The sequence below is a fragment of the Chryseobacterium indologenes genome, from assembly GCA_016025055.1.
Taxonomy (GTDB): Bacteria; Bacteroidota; Bacteroidia; order Flavobacteriales; family Weeksellaceae; genus Chryseobacterium; species Chryseobacterium indologenes.
Window position 1 is genome coordinate 755,415 of record CP065590.1, and the last position, 18,726, is coordinate 774,140.

Genomic DNA, 18,726 nt, shown 5'->3' on the forward strand with positions numbered 1-18,726 from the left:
ATTGGTTATTGTTTGATAAGCTTAGCGTTAGCTGTTTTATTGGTATCTGTTTTTATCGTCACCAGATAAGCACCCTGTGCTAAAGCCTGCGTGTTGATCTTAGTTACTTTATTCTTCGTTTTCAAACTCTGAAGCTGTCTTCCACTCATATCATACAACACAATCTCAGCTTCTTTGAAATCAAACCCTATTTCTACATACGCATAGTCTGAAACAGGATTCGGATAGATTTTAATATCGTATTTAGGAATCAACTGATCTACTTGTTTGTCGCCCAGCTTCACAATCTTCCAGTTTTCTTTTCCTAATTCTTTGGCACTGGTTCCGGCCAAGATAATGGAGCCGTCTCGGTTTAATTTCAGGTCTGCCAGTCTTTCCTCTTTTTGTCGGGATTCTCCGCTTACGTGCTTTCTCCATTGTTCATTTCCGTTTCCGTCCAGGTAAAGCATCCAGAAGGTTTCGTCATCTTTTTCAACGCGTCCTTCGGCTTGAGTGTAACCACCTAAAAGAATTCCTTTTGTAGATTCTCCGTTGATGACGTTCATTCCCATCAGAATGTCGCGGTTTTTGAAATTGTAGGACTTTTGCCATTGTTCATCGCCTCTTTCATTTAAAGCAATTAACCAAAGGTCTGTTCCTTCTTCAATCCCTACAGTTTTGTTTCCTGACCTTTCCGATCTTGATTCTCCACCGATGACAAATCCTGTAGACGTTAAAGCAAGCGTTCTGATATGATCATCTCCTTTCCCGCCAAAATTCTTTTCCCATTCTACTTTGCCTTTTTTGTCGAGCTTTACAATCCAGTAGTCACCTTCCCCGAAATTGCTGCTGGATTTTGGCATCTGGCTGATGGCTATTGAAGTTGTTGTCCTTTCAGATTGCTCTCTGTTTCCTGTTGTTGATGACGCATTTCTCACCCCAGTCGTAGCGCTTCTGGAATAGATGCCCAATAATGCTCCACCATCTTTCGTAGGAATCATTTTTTCAACCTCATCAAGACCTTTTCCGCCTAGGATTAATTGAGAAAGTTCTTTCCCATCTTTATCCAGTCTCGTGATCCAGACATCTTTTAAGCCATAGCCTTTAGATGAGTTTTGAATATTCCCGGCCACAAAGAATCCTAAATCCGTCGTTTGGATGACGGCTCTGGCTTCTTCATCAGAAGTACTTCCCAACGTTTTCTGCCATAATTCATCTCCGAATTCATTGATTCTGATCAGCCAGATGTCTGCTCCTCCTTTGGAATCATCTTTTTATCTAATCCTTTTCCTGACCAGGACGTACCAGATAGCAGAAAGCCACCCTCCTGTGTAGTTACGGTAGCCGATAAATAATCGTGATTTGTTCCTGAGAAATACTTTTCCCAGACCTGTTCTCCTTGCTGATTAAGTTTAATGAAATGAAAGTCATAACCGTTGTTTTGTTTACTTTCCTGCTGTAATTTATTGCCCTGAATAGAGCTTCCTGTGATCAGATATTGTCCGTCAATAGTAGCGGTCACCTGACTTACAAAATCCTGCGTTGAGGATTTAATGTCTCGTTGCCAAAGAACTTCCTGAGCATCGAAATAACCAAAGACCGTGCATATCAGAAATGCGCTGAAATAAAGTTTTTTCATTTTTGTTATTTAATAATTTGATGTGAATTTAAAAACTAATTACAATTCCCAGTATAGGGAAAATCCCATTTTAACATGGGTTTTTTACGGTAGACTATTTTTAGCCCGATTGATAATGCATTTTCATAGATCTGATTTATATTATGGTATTTCAAAGCTATCAAACCAATGCGACAAAGCATGTCGCATATTATTATTTTAGGTTGCATTTCGATAAAAACGTATTAAACACTATTTTACGAAATGGCTTTTAAAGATGTCAAATAATGCTTTATAAAACAATTCCAGTATGAATAAAATACAATTCCATTTGGAATAAAGTTTTTCTATAAAAATATTACCTTTACAAACATAAAAATTATGTAATATGAATAACGGCATAGGTTTCAAAATAAAAAGATTGAGAGAACAGAAAGAAATTTCTCAAGAAACTTTGGCATATCAATTAGACATTTCTCAAAGTTATCTCAGTAAAATAGAAAACGGAGTAATAGAAAAAATTGATTTCCTTTTTATGCAAAAGATAGCCGATTTTTTTAAGGTAGAACCGCAATATTTTTTGGAAGACCAGATCGTTCAAAACAATACCGATAATAACCATAATTCTGCTGTGGGCAATATTTATAGTACTGTCACAATACATAATACAATTTCTGAAAATGTCTTAGAAAATTTAATTGAAAACCAAAAACAGCTAACGGTACAACAGGAACAAATAACTCAACTTATGACAATGCAAAATAAGTTAATAGAAAGTTTACTAAAGAATTAAATTTATAGAGAATAAAGTCTGCTGCTATTAGGAATTCTTTATAAAATAAATTTTTAGACTATCTTTTTATTCTTTTTCACATGCGTGGTGAATAGTGGGATAGAGATCAAAGAAAGTATTACTTGTATTTTCGCGCATAATGAGATAGGGATAAACTCGGCTCATGGTTTTATTCCAAACTGGTTTTAAGGTTTGTGATAACCTAAATCACCAAGAAATTTTGAATAAAAAAAATACCTTTTAATATTATAATCTATTAGGTGATTAAATCTGGCCTGAGATATTTTTTATCGAGTAAGAAAAACGGCTATATCAATAATTCTTTACAATTCAGAATATATTTTTTCAAGTCTCAGTTTTGATAATAGAAGATATTAGTCTTTGTTCATAACTAAACTCTTTTTTACAAGTAAGAATACTCGGTTGCCCTGTTAATAATTACCGAAGCTCCTGTACATAAAGTGAGCTTTGCCGATTATGTTATGACATGCAAAGAATCTTACTCAAGTATAGCATTTATTTTCTGATTCTGTCAACGTTTAGGTTTACGTCATTTTCTGCTATGCATAAATACTTAAAAGCTGACAGGACAAAAAAAAAGATCAAAATAAAAACCAGTGGGTTATTTTGGTTTTGCAATTTCAGATATTTTCAAATTCTGGATGTCAAGTTTTGACAAGTTTTTATCATCTTCTGTTCTTTGTTTTTCTATATTTAAAGTATTTTAATATTGGTTTTGTAGGTTTCAAACATTAACATTTACTCTACAACATTTCATACTTTTTGATTTGGGTTATTTTACTGGGTTTTTGGGATTTTATTTCTCTTTAATATTAATTAAAACACTTTTAAGTTTCATTTAAACACTATTTCTAACCTCATTAGCATCTTTTTTAGTTTCCTTATCCAATTGCTCCCAATAAGAAAACATCTGCTCAGAAAGGGTACTGTTATCTATTCCAATATATTCCAGAAACTCCTTTTCTGTTTTATGACCTGTAACACTCATAATGATAGCAGTAGGAATTTTTGTATAATACATCGTGGCAAAGGTTCTTCTACAAATATGGGAAGAAGCTAATTCATGCATAGGATAATCACCAAATACAAAATGTTTTTTATCATAATCATATACCCGTCCATACTCTATCCTATCAATACCTGCCAGTTTGCAAATCTTTTTAGATTCTCATTAAAAATAGTTTTCGCACTTTCTATATTTTCTGAAAATCGAGCAGGAAACTTGCCCACTCTTTTATCCAGTATCTTTCTTACTTCAATATGAATAGGAACCAAAACAGGAGCCTTAGTTTTCTTCTGACTCAGGTTAATAAATTCTTTACCATTAATCATAAGAATTCTTTCAGTGGTCATTCTAAAAAGATCAGAAGCCCTCTGACCAGTATAACATCCAATGATCAGCCAATCACGAGTTTGTTCTAGCCTTTCTCCTACAAGCAGTAAGTCCTGTATCTTTTTTAGCTCTTCAATTTTTAAATAAGGGGTTGGGGTAAATGTTGTAAATCCTTTGATTTCTGTAAGCTGATCATGCACTTCTATATTATCAATTTTAGCATCTTTAAATATTGTTTTGGTATACTTCAGATATTTCCCAACCGTGTTATCATTTAAATTCTGTTTTCTCAAAAAAGAAACAAATCTATTACCGACCGAAATATTATAGTCCGATACTTTCAACTTCTTTTTTTCAGTCTTCAAAAAATCCTGAAATTTATTTATTATAGTCAGATGCTTTTGCTGAGTTCTTTTTGAAATGGGTTTACCTTTATATTTCCGGTATGGCAGAATATTAAGTGTATAATGTACTAAATAATTTTCTATAAAATCCAACTGCTCTGTTTTTCTCCCACCTGAATAATAAGCTTCTATGATTTCTTCTAGCCACTCTCCATTAATAATCTCACTCTCTGAACGTTTTCTGTACTGTTCTAAAATAAATGCTTTCAGCTTATCTAAAACACTTTCCAATTCATTTTGTCGATATTGATCTTCCCTGCTTAATGCCGTTCTTTGGATCACCATTCCTTTTTTAGCATTCCAATCCTCTGGATTAATAGTCTCTCTTGTAGCTCTTTTATATACTTTATTTGCCCCTATAGAAAAACGAGCATGTAATGTGGAATTAGGTTTCTTTGACTGGAGTATATATTTTAAAGTGGCCATAATTGAATGGTTGAATTTTGAATAAGACAAAATTAACCATTTAGTCAATATCTAGTCAATTTTATTGCTTTTTATTTTAAATCTATTTTAATTCATTTAACTAATAGTGAAACAAAACCAAATATAAATAGCTCATTATCAATAATTTAAATAATCTCAAAATACAACCCATATAATATAAATTTAAGTTAATTAAATCATTACACTCCCTGTGGGTCTACCAACCACCCTTTTTTAAGGGTGGTTTTTGTTTTTCTAATATATAGTCAATAAGTTATTTTTTTCATAATTTATACCTTGTTTGGATAAAATATGATTCCGTTCCAAGAAACGGAATCATATTTCATATTTCAAAATGTCATTGAGGAGTTTATTCATAGAGGAAACTAAATAATTCACATAACGGTTTTTCATCTGGAATATCATCAGCAGAAAGTATTAAAAAATGAATTACAGGCACTGAAACTTCTATAACCTTAGATATTTTTTCCAATGTTTCATCTGCAAATAATATTATCCTTTGATAACTTACGATATAGCAGTTGTACTTTTATCTATACTTTCAGGTAATGAGGATGACTATGGATCAAAGTTCTATATGGCATACATTACACTAAAGGATTTGTGTGATATTTTAAAATATGAAATAATATAGTATAAAGAATCAAAAATAAAAGATGATTATTAGTAGTCTTTTTTAAAGAATAAGAAGTATAGTTTTTAATCCCACGCTGTCGCGCGAATCCTTTCGCATGGCATTTTTATTACAACTACTTTGTATAAATCCTCCTAATTTATATTTTACCAAAACCTATCTTATAAATAAAAAGCCTGTTGATAATATTCAACAAAAAAGACAGCAACCCACTGTTGCTGTCCCTTTGATATAAAAACATTACATTATTAAACAAGATCAAATCGGTCCAGATTCATCACTTTCGTCCAGGCTGCCACAAAATCATTAATAAATTTACCTTGTGCATCTGCACTTCCGTAAACCTCAGCCACAGCTCTTAATTCAGAATTGGATCCAAAAACAAGATCGGCACGGGTTGCTGTCCATTTTGGCTGACCTGTTTTACGATCTGTTCCAATATACACTTCTTTTTCGTCTGACATTGCATTCCATTGAGTTCCCATATCCAGAAGATTTACAAAGAAATCATTCGTAAGAGCTCCGGGACGGTTGGTAAATACACCATGTTTCGAGCCATCAAAGTTAGCATCCAGGGCACGCATACCTCCTACCAACACCGTTAGTTCCGGAGCCGTAAGGGTTAATAACTGGGCTTTATCAATCAACAGAGATTCTGTAGACACGGTGAATTTTCTTTTCAGATAATTACGGAATCCGTCAGCAACCGGCTCCAGGTATCCCATAGATTCAATGTCGGTTTGTTCCTGAGAAGCATCCATTCTTCCCGGAGCAAAAGGAACTTTTACCTCATGGCCCGCATTTTTTGCAGCAGATTCTACGGCGGCATTTCCTGCTAAAACAATTACATCTGCTAAAGATATTTTCTTACTTCCGTTTTGAGCATTGAATTCGTTTTGGATTCCTTCCAGTACTCCTAATACCTTTTGCAATTGGGCAGGATTATTGACTTCCCAGTTCTTTTGAGGCTCCAGCCTGATTCTGGCTCCGTTTGCTCCGCCACGCTTATCACTTCCTCTGAAAGTAGATGCTGAAGCCCATGCCGCAGAGACCAGTTCAGAAATACTCAATCCTGAATTCAGTACTTTAGCTTTAAGAAATTCAACATCAGAATCATTAACCAATTCATGGTTTACTTCCGGAATAGGATCCTGCCAGATCAGTTCTTCCTGCGGAACATCAGGTCCAAGGTAGCGCGCACGAGGCCCCATATCTCTGTGGGTTAATTTAAACCATGCTCTTGAGAATGCGTCTGCAAAGGCATCGGGGTTTTCATAAAAATGTCTTGAGATTTTTTCATACACAGGATCCAGCCTCAGCGAAAGGTCTGTCGTTAACATAGTAGGTCTGTGTTTTTTAGAAGAATCGAAGGCATCAGGAATAATTTCTGCTCCGTCTTTCGCTACCCATTGGTGAGCTCCGGCAGGGCTTTTTGTCAGTTCCCATTCATTTTCAAATAGGTTTTTAAAGAAATAATTGCTCCATTGAGTTGGAGTTTCTGTCCAGGTTACTTCCAGTCCACTCGAGATTGCATCTCTTCCGCTTCCGGATTTATAAGTACTTGCCCAGCCAAGACCCTGTTGCTCAATTCCTGCACCTTCCGGTTCTTTACCCACATGATCTGCAGGACCGGCACCGTGAGTCTTACCAAAAGTATGTCCTCCTGCAATCAAAGCTACGGTTTCCTCATCATTCATCGCCATACGCCCGAAAGTATCACGTATATCCTTAGCGGCTGCGATCGGATCAGGATTTCCGTCAGGACCTTCAGGATTTACATAGATTAATCCCATTTGTACCGCGGCCAGTGGCTTTTCAAGATTTCTTGAGTGAATATCTCCGTCTGCGTCATCATCTGTAGGAAGTACTGCAGAACGTCCCTCTACTACGCCTTCCGAGCCATGGGCATACCGTAAGTCACCTCCCAGCCACGTTTTTTCTGATCCCCAATATACATCTGCATCCGGTTCCCAGACATCCTCACGTCCACCTGCAAATCCGAATGTTTTGAATCCCATAGATTCCAGGGCAATATTTCCTGTAAGAATTAAAAGGTCAGCCCATGAAATATTTCTGCCATATTTTTGTTTGATAGGCCATAATAATCTTCTTGCTTTATCCAAACTTACATTATCCGGCCAGCTATTCAAAGGGGCAAAACGCTGTTGCCCAGCTCCTGCTCCTCCTCTACCATCTCCTACACGATAAGTTCCTGCACTGTGCCATGCCATACGGATAAACAGAGGACCATAATGTCCGAAATCTGCCGGCCACCAATCTTGTGAATCAGTCATTAAAGCATGAAGATCTCTTTTTACAGCTTCAAGATCAAGATTTTTAAACGCTTCGGCATAATCAAAATCTTTATCCATAGGGTTCGATAAAGATGAATGCTGACGCAGAAGATCTACTCTAAGCTGATCAGGCCACCAATCCTGGTTTTGGGTTCCTCCACCTGCTACATTCTTTTTCATGGCTCCGTTGTGAAACGGGCATTTACTGATGTCATTCAAATCTTTTTCCATTGTCGTTTATTTATTTTTTATGTTGATTAGCAATTTTCTCTGTTGTAAGAACATGACAAACTTACAACGTTCATTTAATAAATACAATCTATTAATAATTATTTCAATGATAGTTAAAAACTATAAAATAATATTTCCAACGTGATGTGTTCCAAGGTGGAATTGTGGTATTAAGTTAGTCATTTTTTACATCCAATCAGTTACTTATACCCAATTTAGAATAACTCAATGTAAGGGAGAGTTTCAGTTGGAAGCAGGAAACCTGGAGACTGGAAGTTGTAGCAGACGGAAAAATAATTTTGTGTACATAAAAGTAATAAGTATAAAAATTGAAAACGTGGCCAATCCGTTTTCAATACTTTCCACGTCATTTTTCCAGCTTCTGGCCTCAGCCCCCTTCTTCAAAAAAATTACTTATCTTTATATTTCACTAAACATGACCATTTATGAAAAAAATATTAGTTATCATTCTTGTGGCATTTATTATGATTCAGTTTTTTCCTATCGATAAAACCAATCCTGCTCCAACTCCGGGAATGGATTTTCTCAGAATTAAAAAGACGCCGGATCCCATTGCCAAAATCATTCGTACTTCGTGTTATGACTGTCATTCCAACGAAACGAAATATCCATGGTATGCTAATATTTCACCTGCCTCATGGTACGTCAAAAATCATATTGACGAAGGAAGAAAAAATCTGAATTTTTCTACCTTTGCAGTATACGAACCCAAGAGGCAGCTTCATAAACTGGAAGAATGCATAGAAATGATTGAGAAGAAAGAAATGCCTCTTGAATCCTATTATATCGGACATCAGAATGCAAAACTGACAGACACCCAACGCGCTGATCTTGTCAGCTATTTTAAAAAGACCAAAGAAGATACAGAGAGAGGAATCATGTTTAACAAATAGAAATTGTGGAAAACTGGGAACATAAATATATTGTATTTTTTGACGGAGATTGTGGAGTCTGCAATTTCTGGGTACAATGGATTCTTGAACGGGATACGAAAGATCAGTTCATGTTTGCTTCATTACAATCTGAATTCGGACAGCAATTTCTGTCTGAGCGAGGATTGGAAACAAAGGAATTCAACACTATGTATCTTTGGAAGCCCAAACAATATTACCTGATTAAATCAAGAGCTGTTCTTAAAATAGCCAATTTGCTGGGAGGAATCTATAAACTTTCGGCGATTGGAAAAATTATTCCCCGTTTCTTAAGCGATAAGGTGTACGATGCTATTTCAAGAAACAGGATGAAACTGGCGAACCAAAAATGTTACTTACCAGATAAGCATCAGAAGAAAAAATTTATTCAGATTTAATAATATAATCTCCCGCAAATCTTACAGATTTTCCAGAGAGCATTTGTAAAACAATTGCACAAAATCTATATTTTCAGCAAAATCTGCGAGAATTATAATTATTTGATACATAATGCAGAGTGAATCCATCACTCTTTACTCATAAATTAAGCGACCATACCGAATAACTATTCGGAGGGCACTGGATTTTCACCCACTTATCTCCTTGCGTCGTCGGATACCAGCCTGAATTTCCTGTAAAATCTTTGATCTGCTGACTGCTCCAGTTTGTCTCGATCCATCGTTCCTGCCAGCTGGAAGAGGTATTAATATAGACAACGAGTCCCGGATTTCCGTTGTACCCGTTACGTCTCGCAATATATTCATCATTATCGGTATATAAAATAGAAGTAGTTCCTGTCGCTTTGTTATTATGGATCCAGATCAGATTATTCATTCTTTCTTTGTTCAGCCACTCTTCATAATCTCTGTAAAAAATAGTAGGATAACCTTCATGGGTTAAGATGTAGGCATATGCCGGCATTTTATTGTTGATGATATCGGTATCATGATTGGCCACAAAAGTAACGGCCTTGTAGGGATTTCTTTTCCACATCATATCATCATTCAAAACATTTAAATTACCATTATCAAAGGCTTCATCCATCTTATAATAGGCAGCAAAATCAAAAACGGAGCTGTTGGCATTATTGGCCCACGATTCCAGAGTATTGACATTGGAATCCCATAGTTCCCCAACGGAAAAGCCTCCTACTTTAGAATTCCATGTACTGACTACCCATGGTCCGAATCCTTTAACGTAATCGAATCTCCATCCATCAAATTTCATTATATTTTTATAATATTTTGCTACAGAATCATCCCTGCCCCACAACCAATCCTGTACATGCGGGTTGGCATGGCACAAATCGGGAAATCCTCCGAATGAACCTTCATCGTTGTTTCCGTATGCATTTTTATAAAAGTCGTTATAATTTCTTTGAAATTTTCCCGAGGCCACTCCCGAGAAGTCTGTCCACGTATTGGTTCCCGTAAAAGGATTGGCTTCAGATTGCCCGCCACTATTATGATTGATGACGATATCAGCATATACCTGCATATTTTCAGCATGGGCTTTTGTAATTAAAGCTTCCAGCTCTGTTCTTGATCCGAAACGGGTTTCTACAGTTCCGTTTTGATTAAAATTTCCAAAATCATAATAATCTGTAGGGTCGTATCCCATGGACAAGGGACCATTCTGAGCCTTTGAAGCCGGCGGCAGCCATACGGCACCGATACCCGCAGTAGACCATGCTGTCAGTTTATCTTTAACGATGTTCCACCAATTTCCTCCCTCGGGAACATCCCAGTAAAATCCCTGCATCAAAACGCCGCCACCCGGGCCTGCTACAAATTTTCCCTGAGCTCCTGAGCCTTTTCCGGTATCAAATGGTCTTCCGTCATGACTGGTAACATTGACTATTTTGTCATGAACTTCCTGCTGTTGGGAAGACTTATTAATAATCTCATCATTATTCTGACAGGAAACAACGAGCCCTAAAGCCAGTATTGAAGGCAGAAAATATGTTTTTTTCATTGTACTATTTAATTATCATTTTATTAAGTAAGTTACGATTTAATTGAAAACAAATTCCATTTAAAGTGAAATATGATAATTTTCATCAGAAAATCATATTAAAACAACGATCAGTATTTTCATTAAAAAATCATAAATTTTCAAGATTCTCGAAACAATTTTTCTTTTAATGCATATATTTGCATTCTATGGAATACAACACCCAAAAAACTCAGCTTCACATGCCGGAATATGGCAGAATTATACAACAGTTGGTTGAGCGCTGTAAAGAACTTCCTACCAAAGAGGAAAGGAATGAAATGGCTATGGCAATCATCGATTTTATGGGTCAGAGAAACCCGCAACTTCGTGATGAAGAAAATTATAAACATAAACTTTGGGATCATCTTTTTATTCTGTCAGACTATGATTTGGACGTAGACTCTCCTTATCCGTTTCCAACGATGGAGCAGCTGGCAGAAAAACCTAAAAGAATGGAATACCCAAAACTTCAAGGTGATTTTAAATTTTACGGAAAAAGTATTCTTCAATTAATAGAAAAAGCAATTGAACTGGAGACGGGCGATGAAAAAGAAGCCCTTATCGAAGTCATTGCCAATAATATGAAGAAATCATATAATGTATATAATAAAGAGCACGTAACGGATGATGTTATTTTTCGCCATCTAAAGGAATTGTCTGAAAACAGACTCGATCTTACCGGAATTGATTCTCTTGAAAAAAGTAAGATCTATTATACCAACAATAACAACCGGAATAATAACAATAACAACAACCGGAACAATAACAATAATAACAAAAATCAACCTAACAAGAAAAGGCATAACAATAATCATAAAAACAGAAAATAATGAGTGGAACATTTCAGATAAGAGGAGGAAAAAGACTGCAGGGTGAAATAACTCCACAAGGGGCCAAAAATGAGGCCCTACAGATTTTGTGTGCAGTTTTACTAACTGACGAAGAGGTAAGAATTAAAAATATTCCTGACATCCATGACGTTAACAGGTTGATTGAAATTCTTGGAGATTTCGGAGTAAAAGTAACTAAAAACGGACACGGAGATTATACCTTCAAAGCCGATCAGGTAAATTTTGATTATATAAAATCCAACGAATTCAAAAAAGACGGAGCCAAATTACGTGGGTCTATCATGCTGATGGGGCCAATGCTGGCACGTTACGGAGAAGCTTATATGCCAACACCGGGAGGTGATAAGATCGGAAGAAGAAGATTAGACACCCACTTCCAGGGACTGGTGGAGCTTGGTGCTGAATTCAACTATGATGAAGAAGAGTATTTCTATTCTTTAAAAGCAAAAGAACTTAGAGGAAAATTCATTTTGCTGGAAGAAGCTTCTGTAACCGGAACCGCAAACATTGTCATGGCGGCTGCCCTGGCAAAAGGAAAAACAAGAATCTACAACGCTGCCTGTGAACCTTATCTTCAGCAATTGTGTAAAATGCTGAACAGAATGGGTGCCAACATCTCAGGAATCGGTTCCAACCTTCTTACCATTGAAGGAGTAGAATATTTGAGGGGTACAGAGCATACCATGCTTCCGGATATGGTAGAAATCGGATCCTGGATTGGTCTTGCGGCCATGACAAAGTCTGAAATTACCATTAAAAATGTAAACTGGAACCAGTTAGGAGTTATTCCGAATACATTCAGGAAATTAGGAATTCAACTTGAGCAAAGCGGTGATGATATTTACATCCCTGCTCAGGAACATTATAAAATTCAGAAATTTATTGACGGATCGATTCTGACTATTTCTGATGCCCCATGGCCGGGATTCACTCCGGATTTATTATCCATTATCCTTGTTGTGGCTACTCAGGCGAAAGGTAGTATTTTGGTTCACCAGAAAATGTTTGAATCCAGATTATTTTTCGTTGATAAATTGATCGATATGGGTGCCCAGATTATTTTATGTGATCCGCACAGGGCTACTGTAATCGGTTTAAATCAGGAAGCTCCGTTGAGAGGGACCACCATGGTTTCCCCGGATATCAGAGCCGGAAACGCCCTTCTGATTGCAGCTCTTTCTGCAGAAGGAAAATCCATTATCCACAATATCGAGCAGATTGACAGAGGATATGAAAATATCGATGGAAGATTAAAAGCAATCGGAGCCGATATCGAAAGAATCTAGAAATTTATTTTTATTACTATAGAGCGTTCAGAGTGATCTGAGCGCTTTTTTATGAGTACGTCCATTAAAAAAGTAAATCTGATTATATGGTATGGGCATGGAAGCTTTCGTGTAGGAATTCATTTTTTATCGCTTTGTAAACCACCCCGTCAAAAATTCTTTGAATTTTTGCCACCCCTCCAGAGGAGGGGAATTTTAGTTACATCAATTAGATTTGTACAGGATTAAGGATTTAGTGAAGATCTATTTTTGTATCTGTTCTTTTTTCCACCTTGCAATATTTGTGTAATTCTCGGGAGTATACAACCATTCTTACTATAAAATAAAAGTGCCCGGCAATACCGGGCACTTTCGTAATTAAAACTATATGAATCTCCTTATAAGTACGTTCTGCAGGTATATTCCACTGTTGTACTCAAAAGTTTATTTTTATTCAGATAAAAATCAAGTTGCTGATAATCTTCTGAACTGACTTTAATGTATAATTGAACGGTTCCAAAGCTATACCCGTTTACATATTCAACGTTAGCAGATAAGACTCTGTGACAAATCCCGAATTGATTGTAGATAGCATGCATTAAATGTTCAAATTTCATTTTGCCATTCAACTCTATTTCCAGGATCAATTCTTTTTTGGGCAGGTTAATTTTATTTTGCAAAACCTGCGGGCTAGGATTAGTTGTAATCATTGCTAAACATTTTGGGTTAAACATATTCAGATCATATTGCTTTCTGCGTTAAATCTGTCACAAAAATATAAAAAAATATTAGTCTACCAAATTAGTAGACTAATATTTTTTAAATTTTAACAAAAAAAGAAGCCTTTTGAGCTTCTTTTGTCCTTAGAGTTCTGTAATTCTTTCCAGTTTATCCGAACCTGCCAACCCGTTGGGATTGCAACCCGGCTCTCCTTCAGGAACTTTCAAATTCCTGTTTTTATAAAATTCTTCCCAGAATGTATTGGTTTTACCGGTTTTGGGGTCGATAAAAGTCATCGGTTCAAGTTTAAAAATATGGTCTTCCCTGAAAACTCTTTCCACAAAATCTGAACAGTAGTAAGAATTTTCATCAAGGATATAAGTAAAGTTATAAGGTTTACCCAACATTGAGTTTGCCTTTTCAATAGCAACCGGAATCGCCTTTTGATATTCAGGTTTCAGACGATAAACGACTACCCGTTGCCCCTCACTCCTGCGATCTTTCATAAATGCTTCAAAAGCCTGTTTCTGGGAACCACCTTTGGGCGCTGCATGCAATACGAATCCTTTACTTCCGTCTTTCTCTAGCATACCGATGTGATCAAAAGAGGCCTTCTTTTCTTTTTGGGTGACATTATTGATGGCTCCCGACAATCCTGTCTCTTTTGCCGTTACAAAAAGCAAATCACCGTTTTTAAGCTGTGATATCGGAGAGGTTTTACATCCTGTCAACAGCAGAATCATAAAGAATAAAACTCCGCAAATGGTTGCTTTTTTAATCTTTTTATAAGAAGATATTTTAATTTCTGACATTCAAATCGTATTTCGTGATCAAAATTACAAAATAGAATTCATTACATTTGTGTGAAGTATTCACCAGGCCTCATATTATCCAAATATTCCAACATTCTTATGCCACATATTTTATTAGTTGAAGACGATGACAGACTTTCAAAACTGATTACAAAAGGTCTTCAGGAAGCTGAATTTGAAGTAAGTATGGCTTACGATGGAAATACGGGGCTGAAGCTTGCCTTGCAGACCAATTTTGATCTTGTGGTAACTGATATTGTTCTTCCGCACAAAAGCGGTATTGAGTTTTGTCATGAAATAAAAGCACTGAAACCCAACCTTCCGGTAATTATGCTGACCGCACTAGGAACAACCGATGATAAACTTGAAGGATTTGATGCCGGAGCTGACGATTACATGACCAAGCCTTTTGAAATGAGGGAGCTGATTGCGAGAATTAAGGTCCTTTTAAAACGGTTTTCCCAGCAGAAACAGCAACAGGTTTTTGTTCTAAAGTATGAAGGAATTGAAATGAATCTGGAACAAAAAACAGTCAGCAGAAATCATATACCGATCAAATTAACGCCAAAAGAATTTAATTTACTTAAGTTCATGATGGAAAATTCGGAGCGTGTTCTTTCCCGTAGTGAAATTGCTGAAAAAGTATGGGAAACCCACTTTGATACGGGAACTAACTTTATTGATGTTTACATTAATTATCTCAGAAAAAAGATTGATAAAGATTTTGATGTCAAACTAATCCATACCAAGGCAGGGATGGGCTTTATCCTGAAAAAAGACTACGAAACCGGCACTACCCAGATGAACTAAAACCAGAAAGATGAAAATAAGAACCAGGCTTACACTGCTTTTTACTTTAATCACGGCAATGCTGCTAAGTATTTACAGCATTTCGATTTATTATTCATCCAAAGAAGCCAGAGAAAAATCTTTTTACGGCGAGCTGCAAAACGAAGCGATTGCCAAAGCCGATTTGTTTTTCCAGAGTTCACTTCCGGAACAGGAAATGCATCAACTTTATAAAAATAACAACAGAACCCTCAATGAAGTTCAGGTCGCCATTTATGACAACAATAAAGAACTTATATATCACGACGATGCCAAAGTAGATTATGTGAAAGAAACTCCGGCGATGCTCTCGGAAATATTCCTGAAAAAGAAAATCAGCTTCTTTCTGGATGATTTACAGGTGATCGGAATGGTTTACCAGTACAACGGAAAATCTTATGCCGTAACAGCTGCTGCTTACGACAAATATGGATATGAATTTCTCACCCACTTACTGACCATCAGCATTATTGCTTTTATCAGCATTTTAATCCTGATTTACCTTGCCGGAATACTGCTTTCAAAAAAAGCATTAAGTCCGCTCAGTGACATGGTCAGTCAGATTAAAAAAATTACTGCAGGAAGATTACAGCTAAGACTCCAGACTACTGCTGAAAAAAAAGATGAACTGAATGAGTTGGCTCAAAATTTCAACGGCATGCTCGAACGTCTTGAAAATTCTTTTGATGCTCAAAAATATTTCGTTTCCAACATTTCTCATGAGCTCAGAACGCCTCTGTCAGCAATTATTACCGAGCTCGAACTGGCTTCTGAAAAAGATCAAACCAAAGAAGAATACCAACAAACGATTCGGTATGCCTTGGGTGATGCCCGTAACATGGTGAAGCTCTCCAACAGTCTGATGGACCTTGCCAAAGCCAGCTATGATCCCAACGAAATCAGTTTTTCTGAAGTACGTCTGGATGAAGTTCTTCTGGAATCCTATTCTAAAACTATCAAAGAAAATGAGGGTTACCGGGCATTATTGAATATTGCTGACACAGTTGAAGAACAGCAGCTGGTTATTCTGGGAAATGAATATCTTCTCCGGGTTGCCTTTAATAACCTCATCGATAATGCATGTAAATATTCGCCGGAACATTTGTGTTCTATTGAAGTGAATGCAACAGAAGGTACTCTTCAAATCCGTTTTATCAATACAGGAATTGTTATTTCTCCCAAAGATTTAGAACATATTTTTGAACCTTTTTACAGAAGTGAAAATGCAAAAAAGAAAAGGGTCATGGTATCGGGCTTTTCCTGACGGAAAAAATCATTCATCTTCACAATGCAGTTATTACGGTAACATCGGATAATAAGGCTACTATTTTTACCGTAATTTTCACCATCTGATTTCTATATTTAACGACAAAAATCTCACTTAAAGATATTTATTCATTAATGATATTTTTTAATGGCTGTTGGCTCTCTTACTAAAAACAGTCGTTCCTATACTTGCTGCAATTACACAGATAATGGAAATCCACTGCAGGAAACTCAGGTCTTCTGCAAGGAATATCAATCCTGAAAGCGCTGCAAATGCAGGTTCAAGGCTCATCAGAATGCTGAATGTTTTTGCCGGCAATCTTTTCAATGCCATAATTTCCAGCGAGAATGGCAATGCACTTGATAAAATAGCCACGCCTAATCCTTTCATAAAAATAACAGGTGTAAGATTGAAAACGGCTCCATCCCATATCGTAAAGGGAATAATAACCAGGCTGGCGAATATCATTCCGGTAGTGACCGCGTCTTTCCCATCCATAATTTTGGCTACTTTTCCGCCCATAACAATATAGACCGCCCAAAACATCCCGGCAAGAAATGCCAGTCCGAGGCCGATTAAATCCACATGATCACTCTTCCAGGGAACAATCAGTAATATTCCGACACAGGCAAGCAATGCCCAGACCACATCCAACAGTTTACGCGAAAGTGCCAGTGCAAGAAACAAAGGTCCTGCAAACTCCACGGTAACCGCCAGTCCCAACGGAATTCTTTGAATGGCCATATAAAAAATAAGATTCATTGCTGCCAGACCTATTCCGTACAAGGCACAATATTTCCATTTTTGGGCAGTAAACTGTAAAAATTTCGGACGGTTAATCAACGTTAGCAAAACAGCGGATAACACAATCCTCAAGGTAACCGTTCCGATAGGTCCTATCAAAGGAAAAAGCTGCTTCGCAATGGAAGCCCCTCCCTGGACACAAATAATGGCCAAAAGCGTTGCGGGTATCGCTATATTTGAATTCTTCATTTCTAAAATCTCATCTTAATATAACCCATCTTTGGAAAAGAATTTTCCGGACCTGAGTAATTTTTCCGCTATAAATCACAATTGAAGTTTATAGTCTACACTAGTTTGCCACAAATGTATTGAAATTTTGTTTTTTATCATGGATACAGATCTCAACTTATTAGCACGTCTTACTTTCAAGGTTATTCTACAAAAACCGATATTCCGTTAATCTCTGTACCCCAAATTTAATCAGGATACCTTGGTTTTAAATCACGATAGGTTTGTATAAAAACGCACCAATAATTTCACCTATCTTCTCTGATATAGACGCAATCAGAATTAAAATTTTATGATTTATCTAGTAAGAAGGTTTCGTTATACAATGGCAAGTGATAGTATCATGTGATACTATCAAATATATACTTTCTAATAATTTTCTAATAACATTCTAAGACCTTTCTAACAGCCTTTCTCCAAAGCTCACAATACCTTTGCAGCAAATAAAAACCCCTATGGATACTGATTCATCCCATTATTACAACCATTAAGTATTCTCCTCTATATCTTTCTGTATAGCGGCTGAATGCTATAAAAAAACAGAAAGATTATGACTACACCGGAATTTACAATTCGTCTCTTTACCGCATTTGCCCTTGGCGCCAGTATTGGTTTTGAAAGACAATGGCGTCAGAAAAGCGCGGGTCTTCGCACCAATACTCTGGTGTGTCTGGGTTCTGCGGCATTTGTTCTTTTATCCATCAGGATCGGAGGTGATGCCACCGGAAGAATAGCTTCTTATATCGTAAGTGGTATCGGCTTTCTGGGTGGTGGAGTCATCATGAAAGACGGACTGACCGTTCGGGGACTCAATACGGCCGCCACCATCTGGTGTTCTGCATCCGTCGGTGCTCTCAGTGCGATGGGCTATCCTTTTGAAGCAGCTATAACCAGCAGTTTTATCATCCTCACCCATGTTATTCTCCGCCCGCTAGGTGTAAGACTTGGTAATAATATCAACAGCAGAAGCCATTACACTGAATACCTTCTTACTATTAAATGCAAAAGTGAAGTAGAAAATCACATCAGAGTACAGCTGATGCAGTCTTTAAGCGGAAATGACAAGGTATTGCTGAAATCTCTCACCAGCGATGATAATGGCTTACCAGAGAATGCCATCATTACGGCGGAAGTTCACTCTTCCACTCCACAGGACAGTTTTATGGAAAAAACAGCCAGCAGATTGACGATCGAGGATAAGGTCATCAAAGTAAGCTGGGAAATTATAGGTACTGAAAACGATTTATAGCATTTGAAATCGCCATGATTA

General features: G+C 36.9%; 14 protein-coding genes and 2 pseudogenes. 8 read left to right on the top strand and 8 right to left on the bottom strand.

The window, feature by feature from the left end; all coding sequences use genetic code 11:
* Window positions 1-5: 5 nt before the first annotated feature.
* A pseudogene (locus tag H3Z85_03490) lies at window positions 6-1,618 on the bottom strand (T9SS type A sorting domain-containing protein).
* Between the two features lie 367 nt (window positions 1,619-1,985).
* On the opposite strand from H3Z85_03490, the gene H3Z85_03495 reads away from it, so the two are divergent.
* Window positions 1,986-2,390, top strand: coding sequence for a helix-turn-helix transcriptional regulator (locus H3Z85_03495; GenBank protein ID QPQ52548.1), 405 nt, complete (start codon window positions 1,986-1,988; stop codon window positions 2,388-2,390).
* Window positions 2,391-3,249: 859 nt separating this feature from the next.
* On the opposite strand, the gene H3Z85_03500 is transcribed toward H3Z85_03495, so the two are convergent.
* The 3 genes from H3Z85_03500 to katG form a co-directional block, all read right to left on the bottom strand.
* Window positions 3,250-3,432 carry a hypothetical protein gene (locus tag H3Z85_03500; protein ID QPQ52549.1) on the bottom strand — a complete coding sequence of 61 codons (183 nt, stop codon included), beginning with the start codon at window positions 3,430-3,432 and terminating at the stop codon, window positions 3,250-3,252.
* A 104-nt stretch (window positions 3,433-3,536) separates the two neighbouring features.
* Window positions 3,537-4,574 (bottom strand): phage integrase SAM-like domain-containing protein, encoded by a 1,038-nt coding sequence (locus H3Z85_03505; protein QPQ52550.1) that lies wholly within the window; start codon window positions 4,572-4,574, stop codon window positions 3,537-3,539.
* A gap of 903 nt (window positions 4,575-5,477) precedes the next feature.
* Window positions 5,478-7,754, bottom strand: coding sequence for a catalase/peroxidase HPI (gene katG / locus H3Z85_03510; GenBank protein ID QPQ52551.1), 2,277 nt, complete (start codon window positions 7,752-7,754; stop codon window positions 5,478-5,480).
* 446 nt (window positions 7,755-8,200) lie between these two features.
* Here katG and H3Z85_03515 point away from each other — a divergent pair, with 446 nt between their 5' ends.
* Both H3Z85_03515 and H3Z85_03520 read left to right on the top strand, forming a co-directional pair.
* Window positions 8,201-8,668 (top strand): heme-binding domain-containing protein, encoded by a 468-nt coding sequence (locus H3Z85_03515; protein ID QPQ52552.1) that lies wholly within the window; start codon window positions 8,201-8,203, stop codon window positions 8,666-8,668.
* A 5-nt stretch (window positions 8,669-8,673) separates the two neighbouring features.
* Window positions 8,674-9,084: a DUF393 domain-containing protein gene (locus H3Z85_03520; GenBank protein ID QPQ52553.1), complete on the top strand. Its 411-nt coding sequence runs from the start codon at window positions 8,674-8,676 to the stop codon at window positions 9,082-9,084.
* 139 nt (window positions 9,085-9,223) lie between these two features.
* Here H3Z85_03520 and H3Z85_03525 read toward each other — a convergent pair whose 3' ends face one another.
* Window positions 9,224-10,660 (bottom strand): alpha-amylase, encoded by a 1,437-nt coding sequence (locus H3Z85_03525; GenBank protein QPQ52554.1) that lies wholly within the window; start codon window positions 10,658-10,660, stop codon window positions 9,224-9,226.
* 188 nt (window positions 10,661-10,848) lie between these two features.
* Here H3Z85_03525 and H3Z85_03530 point away from each other — a divergent pair, with 188 nt between their 5' ends.
* Both H3Z85_03530 and murA read left to right on the top strand, forming a co-directional pair.
* A complete protein-coding gene (locus tag H3Z85_03530) occupies window positions 10,849-11,511 on the top strand; it encodes a DUF4290 domain-containing protein (GenBank protein ID QPQ52555.1) in 663 nt (220 codons plus the stop codon).
* On the top strand, window positions 11,511-12,818 hold the full coding sequence (murA, locus tag H3Z85_03535; GenBank protein ID QPQ52556.1) for a UDP-N-acetylglucosamine 1-carboxyvinyltransferase: 1,308 nt from the start codon (window positions 11,511-11,513) through the stop codon (window positions 12,816-12,818). Before H3Z85_03530 ends, murA begins: the two co-directional genes overlap by 1 nt.
* 377 nt (window positions 12,819-13,195) lie before the next feature.
* On the opposite strand, the gene H3Z85_03540 is transcribed toward murA, so the two are convergent.
* Complete coding sequence (locus tag H3Z85_03540) at window positions 13,196-13,507, bottom strand: cysteine methyltransferase (protein QPQ52557.1); 312 nt, start codon at window positions 13,505-13,507, stop codon at window positions 13,196-13,198.
* A gap of 153 nt (window positions 13,508-13,660) precedes the next feature.
* The gene (locus H3Z85_03545; protein ID QPQ52558.1) at window positions 13,661-14,329 is read right to left on the bottom strand and encodes a hypothetical protein; all 669 of its coding nucleotides are present in this window, start codon (window positions 14,327-14,329) and stop codon (window positions 13,661-13,663) included.
* Window positions 14,330-14,428: 99 nt separating this feature from the next.
* Between H3Z85_03545 and H3Z85_03550 the strand changes: the two genes are divergently transcribed.
* On the top strand, window positions 14,429-15,139 hold the full coding sequence (locus H3Z85_03550) for a response regulator transcription factor (protein QPQ52559.1): 711 nt from the start codon (window positions 14,429-14,431) through the stop codon (window positions 15,137-15,139).
* 10 nt (window positions 15,140-15,149) lie between these two features.
* Window positions 15,150-16,510, top strand: a pseudogene (locus H3Z85_03555) (HAMP domain-containing protein).
* A gap of 58 nt (window positions 16,511-16,568) precedes the next feature.
* Here the strand turns inward: H3Z85_03555 and H3Z85_03560 are convergent.
* Window positions 16,569-17,417 (bottom strand): DMT family transporter, encoded by an 849-nt coding sequence (locus H3Z85_03560; GenBank protein QPQ52560.1) that lies wholly within the window; start codon window positions 17,415-17,417, stop codon window positions 16,569-16,571.
* 589 nt (window positions 17,418-18,006) lie between these two features.
* Here H3Z85_03560 and H3Z85_03565 point away from each other — a divergent pair.
* On the top strand, window positions 18,007-18,705 hold the full coding sequence (locus tag H3Z85_03565) for an MgtC/SapB family protein (GenBank protein ID QPQ52561.1): 699 nt from the start codon (window positions 18,007-18,009) through the stop codon (window positions 18,703-18,705).
* Window positions 18,706-18,726 lie beyond the last annotated feature (21 nt).